The 13,129-nt window shown below is 31.4% G+C and carries 15 protein-coding genes; 2 read left to right on the top strand and 13 right to left on the bottom strand.

Features of this window, described 5'->3' with window-relative positions:
* Positions 1 to 7 precede the first annotated feature (7 nt).
* The 6 genes from ABXT61_RS02325 to ABXT61_RS02300 all read right to left on the bottom strand — a co-directional run bounded on the left by ABXT61_RS02325 (position 8) and on the right by ABXT61_RS02300 (position 5,023).
* Positions 8 to 544: a pentapeptide repeat-containing protein gene (locus ABXT61_RS02325; RefSeq protein ID WP_415315692.1), complete on the bottom strand. Its 537-nt coding sequence runs from the start codon at positions 542 to 544 to the stop codon at positions 8 to 10.
* A 70-nt stretch (positions 545 to 614) separates the two neighbouring features.
* A complete protein-coding gene (locus ABXT61_RS02320) occupies positions 615 to 2,015 on the bottom strand; it encodes a Glu/Leu/Phe/Val family dehydrogenase (protein ID WP_415315691.1) in 1,401 nt (466 codons plus the stop codon).
* 48 nt (positions 2,016 to 2,063) lie between these two features.
* Positions 2,064 to 2,552 carry a hypothetical protein gene (locus ABXT61_RS02315; protein WP_415315690.1) on the bottom strand — a complete coding sequence of 163 codons (489 nt, stop codon included), beginning with the start codon at positions 2,550 to 2,552 and terminating at the stop codon, positions 2,064 to 2,066.
* A complete protein-coding gene (locus ABXT61_RS02310) occupies positions 2,549 to 2,842 on the bottom strand; it encodes a hypothetical protein (RefSeq protein WP_415315689.1) in 294 nt (97 codons plus the stop codon). Before ABXT61_RS02310 ends, ABXT61_RS02315 begins: the two co-directional genes overlap by 4 nt.
* A 1-nt stretch (position 2,843) precedes the next feature.
* Positions 2,844 to 4,454 carry a SulP family inorganic anion transporter gene (locus ABXT61_RS02305; protein WP_415315688.1) on the bottom strand — a complete coding sequence of 537 codons (1,611 nt, stop codon included), beginning with the start codon at positions 4,452 to 4,454 and terminating at the stop codon, positions 2,844 to 2,846.
* A 170-nt stretch (positions 4,455 to 4,624) separates the two neighbouring features.
* On the bottom strand, positions 4,625 to 5,023 hold the full coding sequence (locus ABXT61_RS02300) for an HIT domain-containing protein (protein ID WP_415315687.1): 399 nt from the start codon (positions 5,021 to 5,023) through the stop codon (positions 4,625 to 4,627).
* A 59-nt stretch (positions 5,024 to 5,082) separates the two neighbouring features.
* Between ABXT61_RS02300 and ABXT61_RS02295 the strand changes: the two genes are divergently transcribed.
* Positions 5,083 to 5,283, top strand: a complete 201-nt coding sequence (locus ABXT61_RS02295) for a DUF2061 domain-containing protein (RefSeq protein WP_168606116.1) — start codon at positions 5,083 to 5,085, stop codon at positions 5,281 to 5,283.
* A 16-nt stretch (positions 5,284 to 5,299) separates the two neighbouring features.
* Here the strand turns inward: ABXT61_RS02295 and ABXT61_RS02290 are convergent, their stop codons facing one another.
* Genes ABXT61_RS02290 through dctP form a run of 6 tightly spaced genes read right to left on the bottom strand, consistent with a single transcriptional unit; the run spans position 5,300 to position 11,327 of the window.
* Positions 5,300 to 6,604 (bottom strand): malonyl-CoA decarboxylase domain-containing protein, encoded by a 1,305-nt coding sequence (locus ABXT61_RS02290; RefSeq protein WP_415315686.1) that lies wholly within the window; start codon positions 6,602 to 6,604, stop codon positions 5,300 to 5,302.
* A 6-nt stretch (positions 6,605 to 6,610) separates the two neighbouring features.
* Positions 6,611 to 7,447 (bottom strand): sulfite exporter TauE/SafE family protein, encoded by an 837-nt coding sequence (locus ABXT61_RS02285; RefSeq protein WP_415315685.1) that lies wholly within the window; start codon positions 7,445 to 7,447, stop codon positions 6,611 to 6,613.
* Positions 7,447 to 8,451: a tRNA dihydrouridine(20/20a) synthase DusA gene (dusA, locus tag ABXT61_RS02280; RefSeq protein WP_415315684.1), complete on the bottom strand. Its 1,005-nt coding sequence runs from the start codon at positions 8,449 to 8,451 to the stop codon at positions 7,447 to 7,449. The genes ABXT61_RS02285 and dusA overlap by 1 nt, the downstream gene beginning before the upstream one ends.
* Positions 8,441 to 9,772: a TRAP transporter large permease gene (locus ABXT61_RS02275; RefSeq protein ID WP_415315683.1), complete on the bottom strand. Its 1,332-nt coding sequence runs from the start codon at positions 9,770 to 9,772 to the stop codon at positions 8,441 to 8,443. The genes dusA and ABXT61_RS02275 overlap by 11 nt, the downstream gene beginning before the upstream one ends.
* Positions 9,772 to 10,266 carry a TRAP transporter small permease subunit gene (locus ABXT61_RS02270; RefSeq protein ID WP_415302667.1) on the bottom strand — a complete coding sequence of 165 codons (495 nt, stop codon included), beginning with the start codon at positions 10,264 to 10,266 and terminating at the stop codon, positions 9,772 to 9,774. The genes ABXT61_RS02275 and ABXT61_RS02270 overlap by 1 nt, the downstream gene beginning before the upstream one ends.
* A gap of 50 nt (positions 10,267 to 10,316) precedes the next feature.
* Positions 10,317 to 11,327 (bottom strand): TRAP transporter substrate-binding protein DctP, encoded by a 1,011-nt coding sequence (gene dctP, locus ABXT61_RS02265; protein WP_271482773.1) that lies wholly within the window; start codon positions 11,325 to 11,327, stop codon positions 10,317 to 10,319.
* A gap of 91 nt (positions 11,328 to 11,418) precedes the next feature.
* Here dctP and ABXT61_RS02260 point away from each other — a divergent pair, with 91 nt between their 5' ends.
* A complete protein-coding gene (locus ABXT61_RS02260; RefSeq protein WP_415315682.1) occupies positions 11,419 to 12,564 on the top strand; it encodes a CaiB/BaiF CoA transferase family protein in 1,146 nt (381 codons plus the stop codon).
* Here the strand turns inward: ABXT61_RS02260 and rpoZ are convergent.
* Positions 12,561 to 13,088 carry a DNA-directed RNA polymerase subunit omega gene (rpoZ, locus tag ABXT61_RS02255; protein WP_415315681.1) on the bottom strand — a complete coding sequence of 176 codons (528 nt, stop codon included), beginning with the start codon at positions 13,086 to 13,088 and terminating at the stop codon, positions 12,561 to 12,563. The two genes, ABXT61_RS02260 and rpoZ, sit on opposite strands and share 4 nt — an antisense overlap.
* Positions 13,089 to 13,129 lie beyond the last annotated feature (41 nt).

Here is a 13,129-nt window from a genome sequence, read left to right as displayed (position 1 = left end):
GAATTTTTTATTTATTACATTTACCAATAGAGCCTAATGAACATTTAGAGCCATCAATCCAGGTAGCATTGTTTAGATTGGCACCTTCAAAGGTGGCATTTAAGATATTGGCACCAGTTAAATCTGCTTCAAAAAGGTTACTGTTACTGAAGTTTGTCTCAATTAATGATGAACCTTTGAAATTTACTCTTGTTAAATTGGCACTTGTAAAGTTAGCTTTTTCAAAAATACCACCTTCAAGGTTTGCTTCATATAAATTGGTTCTAATAAAAGAAGATTCTACAAAATTACCATTAGATAATGTTGCATTCATCATCACCCCTTTATCAAAAGTAACTTTAATAAAGCTAATAAAAGAAAGATTAGAATTTGGTATATAGGCTCTACTTAAATCTTGGCCTTCTGAGAATTGACAATTAGAATAATCCACTCCATCAGTTGGGGCATCATCACAACCAGCTTTAGCACCACTAGCTAATAATAAACTTAAGATTAAAATGGTAAAAAGCTTGCTTATAAAGCCTGCTCTTATTAATTTTATCATATCAAATGCTAACAAATCATAGATTGGGAGTCTTCTATTAATTTAGTTATTGGTAAAATTAAGCTGCTATTTATCGTTTAGGGAACCCTTCTACTGTATAGAAGTTTCTTATCTTCTTTAGAGATACATAATAAGCGCTGTCTCTAAATGATCTTTTTATTTGTTTTTTAGCATTATAAATTTCAATAAATGCATTTCTCATACTGTCTTCTAGACCTGAAAAAGCTAAATCCTCTTCATCCGCTCCATGGATAATTTTTTTAATGGTGTCAAAATCTGTTTTGGTATTAGTTTTTTTATCTATCAAATCAATAATGTCTAATATTTTTTGTTCTTGAAATCTTTTTTCAACTCTACCAAAACGTATATGAGAAATATCTTTTACCCACTCAAAATAAGAAACTACTACTCCGCCTGCATTGACATAAATATCAGGGATAATCATAACTCCTTTTTCAAATAATTTTTGATCTGCTTCAAATGAAATGGGTCCATTAGCAGCTTCAATTATTAATTTTGTTTTAATTTTATCTACATTATCAACGGTAATTGCATTTTCTAACGCAGCTGGAATTAAAATATCACAATCTAATTCTAAGAGTTCACTTGGATTATTTTTAAATTCTCCAAGTTTAGGATTATTAATACTTTTATTTTTTTGAAAAAATTCAATTAGTGCATTTATATCAATGCCTTTTTTATTGTATAAATAACCATCAAACTCTCCAATAGCTATAATCTTTGCATTATCTCTATTATATAAATGTTTAGCTAAATTACTTCCTACATTACCAAAGCCTTGAACTATAATTTCATTATCTTTTAATTCTTTTTTTAAACCAGCTTCTTTAACGATATCTTCATGTCTAAATATTTCTCTAACTACTTCTTCAATACCTCTACCGGTTGCTTCTGTTCTTCCAGCAATACCTCCTCTATGTAAGGGTTTACCCGTCACACAACCTCTATAATTTATATCATCTGGTTTAAGTGTTTTATAAGTCTCTAAAATCCATTCCATTTCTCTTTCAGATGTTCCAACATCTGGAGCTGGAACATTTAATGCTGGAGAAATAAAACCTTTATTAATTAGTTTACTTGCAAAGGCTTTGGTAATTTCTCTAAGTTGAGGCATTGTGTAATTCTTAGGATTAATTTTTAAACCTCCTTTAGCACCACCAAAAGGAATATTAACTATTGCACATTTGTAAGTCATTAAAGATGCTAGAGCTTCTGTGTCATCTTGATCAACAGTTTCTGAATATCTTAGCCCACCTTTAGTTGGTAGAATGTGTTCTGAGTGAACTGCTCTCCATCCAGTAAAGTTATTAATTTTACCATCTAGGACAACACCCACATTTACTTTAATTAATGAGTGAGTAGATTTTAAATGCTCAAGTAAATCATCACTAAAATTTAGTAATTTAGCTGATTTATCCACATGTAAGTTGACGTTATCCTTAAAGCTCATTTAAAAAATTATATATTAATGAAATTTATTAACCACTTTTATCTTTATCTAATGAGGCTTAGTCCAATATCCATAAACACATCGCGTTCCACGTCTTGAACAATCATAAGTATCATGTAAGACACCATCTTTAACAACGGTTATATGTTTTGAGCAAGATACAATCAAAGTTCCACTAGGAAGTTCATCTTTTTTTAAATGAACCTTGCAACCTTGGCCTATAAACATTGTTGGCGTCCACTGCCAGCCAAGTCTTTCAAGATATTTTTTAACCACAACTCTATGAGTACCTGATCTTGGGCTATCATTTTTTTGTTTTAAACTTCTAGCAAGTCTTGTTCTTGAAGTGGTTCTAAATTCTTCATTTGCCTTATAAAGATCATCATATATTTTTTGATAAGGAAGCTTTGTTACAATTGCAATGGATCTAACCACACAGTCTCCAGCTTTACCTTTATAACCAGCCGCAGATCTTCCTCCATCATTGATTTCTAGTTCTAGATTACTACTTGAAAATAATCTCTTAAAGAAATTCACGATTTAGTTTTATGATCTAAGATCTCAACCATGCACTGGGTTGCGTATTCACGCCATTCACTAGCAGATTTACCTTTAAGGCTATCAAGCTGTTGTTTGTTACTATTAATACTTTCTTGGTATTTAACTTTATCTGTTTCTTCCAGATTTTTTTCCATGTTAGTAAGATTGGTTTCCATGGCATTAATCCAACCATTACCTAACTCTACACATTTAACGTCATCTTTTTCATCACAAACTTGTTTGAAGAAATTGAAAATAACATCATCTGTTTTAATCTCTTTGCTCATCTTATCTGCCAAAAATTCCTAATTTAACATCATAATCAACTGCAATTCCATAATCAGGATCATCATCACTGTCAACAACAAGCTGGCCTGCTCTGCTTAATAATCTATGACAATCACGAGTTAGATGTCTTAATTTAACTTTTTTTCCAAAACTATTATATTTATCAGCAATGTCTTCAATTGCTTTTAAAGCTGATTGATCAATTACTTTTGATCCTGCAAAATCAATAATGACTACTTCAGGATCTTCTTCTGGTTTAAATAATTCTAAAAAACTATCCGTTGAACTAAAGAAAAGCGGACCTTCTATTTCATACACTTTAGCACCCTTTTCTCTAACGGAGGGTCTCTCAACTGCTCTAATTCTTGAGGCAGATTTCCAAGCAAAAACTAATGCGGATACAATTACACCAACAATTACTGCAACAGCTAAATCTTCTAAAACAGTTACAACGGTTACAAGAACAATAACTAGTGCATCACTCTTTGGTACAAAAAATAATATCTTTAAAGAATTCCACGCAAACGTTCCAATCACCACCATAAACATTACACCAACAAGAGCTGCTATAGGAATCATCTCAATATAACTTGATGTATATAAAATAAAAATTAATAAGAATAATGCTGCAGCTATTCCTGCAATTCTTGTTCTACCTCCAGATTTTACATTAATCATTGATTGACCAATCATCGCACATCCACCCATACCCCCAAAAAAACCAGTAACTGTGTTTGCAAAACCTTGTGCTAGACATTCCTGACTAGCCCCACCTCTTTTATTAGTAATTTCACCAACTAAGTTAAGAGTTAACAAGCTTTCAATTAAGCCAATCGCAGACAAGATAAATGCATAAGGGAAAATAATTTTTAAAGTTTCAAAGTTTAAAGGAACACTTGGAATTGAAAATATAGGTAATCCCCCTTTAACACTTGCAAGATCTCCAACACTTGGAATATCAATCTTTAATACTAAAACTAATACAGATGTTGCTAAAATAGCAGCAAGAGTTGCTGGAACTGCTTTAGTAATTTTTGGTAATAGCCAAATAATTAACATAGTTAAAGCTACAAACCCTATTGAATAATACAAAGTGTTTCCTGAAATCCATACTGACTGTCCCATTGCATTAAGGGTTTTAAACTGACTAAGTTGTGAAATACCAATAACGATTGCAAGGCCATTAACAAAACCTAACATTACAGGTTGTGGCACCATTCTAATAAATTTTCCAAGCTTAAAAATACCAGCTAATAATTGTAAAATTCCCATTAACACTACGGTTGCAAATAAATATTGAGCACCATGATCCATAACAAGAGAAACCATGACAACGGCTAAAGCACCAGTTGCTCCTGAAATCATTCCAGGTCTTCCACCAAATACAGCTGTAATTAAACCAACGATAAAAGCTGCATAAAGCCCTGATAAAGGTGCGACTCCTGCAACAAAAGAAAAAGCAATAGCTTCTGGGACCAATGCTAAAGCAACCGTTAAACCTGATAAAACTTCAATTCTAAATAAAGAAAAGGATGCGCCTTCCCTAGGAATATAATTTTGTGAGTTAAAACCAATAGATTTTGCAAATGATGAGAGTGTGGTTTTAATCAATGTATTTAAATTTTAATTATTTATGAGTCGGTGTGTTATCTATTTAGTAAAGCAAGCGGTTGATAAAGTCTACTTTCAATTAATACGTGTTAACAAATTTGTGACGAATCAGATATATAATGTTTAAGAGGTAGTGGCGGGAGACTAAAGCTACCTCTGTCCTTACCTTTTTAAAAATACTTTTTAATCTTAAGAATAGTTTTTGTTAATAGAACTTTTGAATAAGGTTTACCTTTAACCACCCAAACCGATAGCGGCCATGTACTATCTTTAGTAGATCTTACAATAATATGAATATGTAATTGAGGAACAATGTTACCAATTTTTTCAACATTAAGTTTTTTTGTTTTAAATATTTTTTTCATTAACTTGCTGCAATGAACAATTTCTTTCATTAATAACATTTGATCTTTTGAGTTAAGCTCTGAGATATCAGTAATATTTTTTCGCTTTGGAATTAAAATAATCCAAGGAAATTTAGCGTTATCAATTAAACGAATGCTACATAGTTTTAAATCATCTATTAAATGAGAATCTTTTAGAAAACTTTTACTTACTTTATTAGTCATAGTTAAATATTAATATAAATGTGTTCTATAAGCAAAAATTATTATAGGCTAATTTTATTATGGCTGATAAGAAAATACGTTCCGTTGCTAAGACATTTTCATGGAGACTTTTTATTTTTATCTACTGGGTAATTTTTGGATACATTTTTACTGGTAGCTTTAAAGGAGCTGGAATACTAGGGCTAGGTTCTATAATTCCTCTCTTTTTTTATTATTTTCATGAAAGGATCTGGAATAAAGTTAAGTGGGGTCTTAATTAAATAATAAAGAATATATTTATAAATATTTCTTTATTTTATCAGAGACGATTACTTTATTATTGTTCATATATTCTTCATGATTTTTTTCTATATTTTTAAGCTCATAAAGGTAATTAACCATAACACCATAAGATCTTTTAAAACCTGTTTCTGAAATATTTGCATTAACAACTATATCATAGACAATTGCTCCATTACCTAAATGAAATCTACTAACATCATTCACAGGTAGTCCTTTTGCATTTTTTTCATTAACAATATAATGAGCTGCTAGTTTTATTATAGCCTCTTTATTTCTTACAATTCTACTGTCACCTAATTTTAAATCTTGAGATTTTAAAAAAATAGCATCTTGATCCTTTAGATCACCTAAAATATTTTTAATCTTAGTTTCATCTAAATAAGCAAACCAATCAGCAAACCCTGGTATAGGTGATAAGGTGCCAAAGTTTTTAATGTGAGGTAGCTCTTCTTGTATTTCATAAACCACTCTCTTTATTAAAAAATTACCCAAAGTTACTCTTGATAGACCTTCTTGACAGTTGCTAATTGAATAAAAAGTAGCTGTATCATAAGATTTTTCTTCATTATCTGTTGGCTTCATTAATTCTTGAATAGATTTGCCAAGACCTTTGGTAAGGGCTACTTGAACAAAAATAATAGGCTCATCTTCAAGAGCTGGATGAAAGTAAGAGAAAAACCTTCTATCTTCACCTAACCTTCTTTTAAGTTCATTCATATCTTTTATTTGATGAACTCTTTCATATTTAATTATTTTTTCTAAAACTGCAGCCTTTGTATCCCATGTAATTTTAGTAAGTTTAAGAAATCCTGGATTAAACCAAGCTCTAAATAAATGCCTAAGATCATTATCTAATTCTGAAAGTTCTTTATTGTCTTTTAATATTCTTATTAAATCTTCTCTTAGGGCAACTATAATCGCAGTTCCATTTGGTGCCATATTCATTCTTCTAAAAAGTTCTCTTCTCTTACCTTCAGAAACTTTAAATAAATCAGACAAAGTTTTTTCATTTTGAGATTTCGTATAATTTTCAATTACTTCGTTAACTTTTGTAAAGCTGGGCTTATATTTATCATTAATTTTTTTAAAAAATAATATTTTATTTTCTGGAGATAGTGATTGATATAGTTCAGTAATATCTCTAGCTACAGTAATGCCAAATGCTGCCCCTTTGTGTGAAATCAAATCATCACATAATGATATAATAGATTCTAGGTCATTTTTTTTAATATTTTTTATACTAAAAAGTTTTTGACCTGCGTCAGCAATGGATGAAATTATCTCTTTAAAATTAAACATAATTAATTATATAATATTTAAATATTCAACGAAAGATCTTATGGATACTATAAGTAAAAAAGTGCCAAATATTTTACTTAATAGTTTTTTATCTATTTTATAAACAGCTTTTGCTCCCAACCTAGCCATAATCATTGTAACTGGAACAAATACTGCAAACCCTAATAAATTTATATAACCCACACTAAAAGGAGTATTGATATTATCAATTATCTTTCCACCCATAATCATTGTGATCGTTCCGCTAAGTGAAATCAAAAAACCAACTGCTGCAGCTGTGCCAATCGATTTTCTTATGTCATAACCAAAAGTTCTCATAAATGGTACCATTAAAGATCCACCACCAATACCTAGGGGCACTGAAATAAAACCAATCACAATCCCTGAGATATTTTTAACAATGTTAGAAATTGTTTTAGGATTTTCCACAAGTTTTTCTCTAAGAAAGATAAAAAATAAACCCACCATAAAAGCAAATATCGAAAAGAATAATACTAGGGTTGGTGTCTTTAAATTAACTGCTAAAAAAGTTCCAGCAATAACGCCTATTAAAATAAATATACCAAAAGATTTTACCATCTTGAAATCTACTGCATCATATTCCATATGAGTTTTGGTTGAAATTATTGAAGTGGGAATAATAATAGCTAAAGAAGTTCCAACAGCTAAATGCATTCTAGTTGCTAATTCAAAATCTAATACAGTAAAAGCATAATACAAAGCTGGAACCATTATAATTCCACCTCCAACACCAAGTAATCCAGCCATAAAACCTGCAATAGCTGCAGAAATTGCAAGGACCGCTAATAGATTAATTATCTCACCATAATTTAAACTTTCCATTATGAGTTAACTTGGTTAGCTTTCTCGTTATTTTGTACAATAGTCATTATATGTTTTGATTTTTGAAAATCTGAATCTCTTGCCATCATATTATCACTTAAATATCTCTTCCAATCTTTTGAACCAATTTGCCCATGATATAATCCAACTGTATGTCTCATAATATGATTTACCTTTGTGCCAAGCTTAACTTCTTTCTCAAGGTACTCTAGTAGTTTCTCAGCAATCTCCTCTCTTGTAGGTCTTTCTTTTGTTGCAAAAATTTCATTTTCAATTTCAACTAACGAATAAGGATTTTGATATATGGATCTACCAATCATAACACCATCACATAAGGTTAAATGATTTTTAATCTCATCAATTTTTGAAATTCCTCCATTAATAATAATTTCTAAGTCTGGATTTTCTTCTTTTATCTTGTAGACCATTCCATAGTTTAGTTTTGGAATATTTAAATTTTGCTTAGGTGACATTCCTGTTAAAATAGCCTTTCGAGCATGCAATATAAAAGTGTTACAACCAACTCCTTTCATCTTTAATATAAAATTATTTAAATAATCAAATTCTTCTGTATCATCAAAACCAATTCTAGTTTTTGCAGTAACTGGAATTTTACAAGCATTAACCATTGAATTGATGCATTCCGCAACAAGATCTGGTTCTCTCATCAAGCAAGCACCAAACATATTTTTTTGAACTTTTTTACTAGGACAGCCTAAATTAATATTAATTTCATCATAACCCATGTCTTCTGCAATTTTTGCAACTTCAGCTAATTCTGCTTTATCAGATCCACCTACTTGTAATGCTAGAGGTTTTTCTTCTGGACTATAAGATAAAATTTTTTTTTGGTCTCCATGAATTGCAGATTTTGTTGCAACCATTTCTGAATACAACATAACATTCTTGCTCATCAACCTTAAAAAATAACGATCATGACGATCGGTACAATCCATCATCGGTGCTACTGAAATTTTTCTATTAATTTCTTTTTTAATATCCAAGAGGTTTACCCATTAGTTTATCAGGTAACCACGATACGATCTCAGGAAAGATACATAATATAAGTATGGATAAAACCATCATCATCATAAATGGAAATGATCCCTTTAAGATTGTGGATAAACTTACATCAGGTGTTATTCCTTTAATTATATAAAGGTTTAATCCAACAGGTGGTGTTATTAAGCCTATTTCCATATTTATTGTAAATACAATTGCAAACCAATATGGATCAAAACCTAATGTAGTTATTACTGGTAATAATATCGCTGAAGTCATCACAATAACGGCAACTGGTGGTAAAAAGAAACCAGCAACAAGTAAAAACACATTAACCATCAAAAAAATCATCCACTTATTACTGCTTAATTCTATCATGCTCTGAGCAAGCGATTGAGTTACATAAAGTTGAGATAGTGTGAATGCAAAAAGGTAAGAGGCTGCAATAATAAACATTATCATTACACTTTCTTTCATTGAAATTTTAATAATATTCCAAATCTTTTTAGGCTGATAAATTTTGTAAACAACTGCAATCATTACAAAAACTAAAAATGCACCGACACCAGATGCTTCAGATGGTGTAGCTACACCTCCATAGAGAACGTATAAAACCCCAATAATGATCGCAAGAAATGGAAAAATTCTAGGAAGAACTTCAAGTTTTTCTTTTAACGTTGGTGGCTTTCTATTTCTTAGTAATTTAGCTGCATTTTTATCAATGAAGTAACTGTGTATTAATGCCCAAATTGCAAAAAGACTTGCCAACATAAACCCTGGAATAATGCCAGATAAAAATAGTCTTCCAATAGAAGTTCCTGTTGCCATGCCATAAACAATTAAAACTATACTCGGTGGAATTAAAACTCCTAACGTTCCTCCAGCAGCAATTGTTCCTGTAGCAATTTCGTCTGAGTATCCTCTTTTTCTCATTTCAGGAATTCCCATAGTACCAATTGCAGCACATGTTGCTGGACTTGATCCACTTAAAGCAGCAAAAATTGAACACGCACCAATATTAGAAATAACTAAACCACCTGGTACTCTCCAAAGCCATCTATCAAGGCCAGTATATAAATCTTTTCCTGCAGGTGAATGAGCAACCGCCATACCCATAAGTATGAACATTGGAATAGATAACAGTACAAAAGAATTTAAGCCTGCATAAAAAGTTTCAGCAAATACATCCAACATTTGCAGTCCTTCGAAAGCAACCAAGAGAGTAATTGAAACAAAACTTAAACCAAAAGCAATTGGAATACCGGAGAATAAAACTATCAAAGTAAAAACTGCAACAATTATAGCAATTGTAAGTGGGTCCATTATTTAAAATCCCCCTCATCATAAAGTTTAATTATTTCAGCAATATATTGAAGTATCATTAAAATAGAACCTATTAGCATTGAAGAATATGGCACCCATAATGGTGGGTCCCAAATAGTTCCTGTTGTATAATTCTTAGTAAATGCTTCTTCAACCATCAAAAAACCAAAATAAAATAGAATTAAGAAAAAACATAAGCTTAATAATGAAGTAAAAATTTTAAGCTTAACAATATTTTTTTTAGACATAAAATCATATATCCATTCCATGCTTACATGGGCTTTTTCACTTAAAACATAAGCACTACCAATAAAAGTAGACGCAACAAGTAGTATAGTCACTAATTCAGTTTGCCACGTAATAGCTCTTTGAAAAAAATATCTTTCAAAAACAAGCTCAACAATTACTAAAATTGATAAAATTAAAGCACCCACAGCAAAAGCTCCACAAGCTTGGGAAGTGTAATTACAAAATTTTAAATATTTTTTTTTCATAAAAAAAACCCCTATTCATTTTCACAAATAGGGGTTCGTTATATATTATTTTATTTAACTGCTAAAGCCATTTCCATAAGCTTTGCACCACCTGGTACTTGCTCTGCAAACGCTTTGTGGGCAGTTTTCTTTGCAATCTCAATCCATTCAGCGTGATCTGCAGCAGTCATATATACTAGCTCAACACCAGCATCTCTATAAGCATCTTCAAATGTCTTATCAAGGTTAGCTACTTGTGCGGTCATATATTTTTCAGCTACTTTTCCAGCTTTCATAAGAGCTTTTTGTTGTTTAGAACTTAAAGCATCAAAAGACTTCTTAGACATAAGGATCGGCTCATACATAAACCATAAACCAAATTTTCCTGGAGGTGTTGCACATTTTACCTGTTCGTAAATTTTGTAACTTACAAAACTTCCTGAACTAGTATTTGCACCAGTTAATACACCTGTTTGTAGACCAGTATAAATTTCTGAAGATGGCATACTTTGAATACCAGCTCCTGCACCTTCGAGCATTTGGTTAAATGCTTTACCAGCTGCTCTCATTACTTGACCTTTTGCATCGCTAGGTTTTCTAATACATTTTGTTTTTGAAACAAAACCACCACCTAACCAAGCATCAGATAAAACAACTACACCTGCATCATTAATAATTTTTTTAATCTCTGTCATCATCGGAGATTTATTAAATCTTAAAGCGTGGTCATGGTTTTTAACTGTTCCTGGCATTAAAGTTGCACTAAACTCTGGGTGAAACTTTGATGCGTAACCCAAAGGGAAGGCAGATATATCTAATTGACCAGTAGTCATTGGTTTCCACTGCTCTTTAGGTTTGTATAAAGATTTTGCTGGGTAAATTCTAATATCGATGTCAACATTAGCTTTTTTTACTTCATCAGCAATAATTTGTACCATCTCGTGACGTGGGTCAAAAGATCCATCAGCTCTAGGTGTACCAGGCCATTGGTGACTTGCTTTTAACGTTACCGCATAAGCAGAACCAACTGTTGATAAAACTAAAACTAATGCTGTAAAATATAAAGATATTTTTTTAAACATTATTATTCCTCTCATTAGTTATTTTAATGATGCATATAATTAAAGTTCTTGGTAAGAGTCAACATTACACAAAAACATTATTGTAAAAAATATGGATGGTCCTTTAAAAAATCTATTAGTTCTTGACCTAACTAGAGTGCTTGTTGGCCCTTATTGCACTATGATGCTTTCAGATCTAGGTGCACGCGTGATAAAGGTTGAAGCGCCAGAGGTTGGAGACGACTCTAGAAAATTTGGACCTTTTATTGAAGATTATTCAGCATATTTTATGTCACTTAATAGAGGCAAAGAAAGTATTGCTCTTAATTTAAAAAATGAAGATGACAAAAAAATATTCAACAAAATTCTAGCTAAAGCAGATATCTTAGTTGAAAATTTTAAACCTGGCACATTAGAGAAGTGGGGATATGGCTGGAAAGATGTTTGTAAAAAATATCCAAAACTAATTTATGCATCAGCATCAGGTTTTGGACAAACTGGTCCATTAAAAGAATTACCTGCTTACGATATGGTTGTTCAAGGTATGGGTGGTTTAATGAGTGTTACTGGTCAACCTAATTCAGAACCAACTAGAGTTGGAACATCTATTGGAGATATTACTGCAGGATTATTCACAACCGTTGGAATTAATGCTGCACTTTATGATAGAGAAAAAACTGGTAAAGGAACTTTTATTGATGTGTCAATGTTGGATTGTCAAATTGCAATTTTAGAAAATGCTATAGCAAGGTATCTTGCTAAAAATGAAATACCTAAACCCATGGGATCTCGTCATCCATCTATCGCTCCTTTTGAAGCTTTTAAAACTAAAGATAGTTACATCATTATAGCGGCTGGTAATGAAAAACTATTTGAAAAACTCTGTAATGTTTTAAATATTCCTGAAATTTCTAAAGATGCAAAATTTAATACCAATTCTTTACGATCTGAAAATATGGATGATCTTAAAAAAATACTTGAAGATAAACTTATTGTTAAGAATACAAATGAATGGGTAAGTGAAATGGAAAAAGAAAAAATTCCATGTGGTCCTATCTTTAACATTAAAGAAGCTGTTGAAAATCCTCAAATTGAAGCTCGGAATATGATTGTTAAAGCGCATCATAAAGTTATTGGTGATTTTAAACTAGCGGGTAATCCAATTAAAATGTCTAATTATAAAGATGAAAAAACACGTGGTGATATCCCTGATCTTGACGAACACAGAGAAAAAATCTTAAAGGAATTTAATAATTAACTATTAGGTTCAGTTTCTTCTGAACTATCTTCTGCAGTTTCACTTTCGGCTATTTGATCTAAAGAAACTGGTGTCTCTTCATCTCCCACTTCTAACTCTGCATCAACGTCTACTTCAGGTTCTACTTTTGCAGTTAATTCTTCTAAATCTTCTGGTGCAACTTGAATTTTTTCTGGAATTTTTCTAGCTCTTTTAGATGGTAAAATAGGTGTTCCGCTTTTAGAAATTTCACCCTTATACATACTGTCAAAATCATCACCGATAACTTCATCATCATCTGTACCATCATCAACTTGCTCAACATGTTTTCTAAGTTTAAGAATGGCACTATCAGTTAAGTCTGAAACTTTAATAGTGTCTGCTGCAATTTCTCTTAAAGATATAACTGTATTTTTGTCATTATCTCTATCAAGAGTAGGCTCCAATCCTGAATTTAATTGAACTGCTCTTTCTTTAGCAACCAATACTAATTCGTAAGGGCTTTCTACTTTATCTATGCAATCTTCTACTGTTACTCTAGCCATGCGCAGTATCTATACGGTGGTTAAAAAAAATCAAGAATAAT

Origin of the sequence: Candidatus Pelagibacter sp. Uisw_137 (assembly GCF_047720245.1) — a bacterium.
Lineage (GTDB): Bacteria > Pseudomonadota > Alphaproteobacteria > Pelagibacterales > Pelagibacteraceae > Pelagibacter.
Note: the sequence above shows the minus strand (reverse complement) of the source record. Positions and strands in the feature narration are given on the sequence as shown.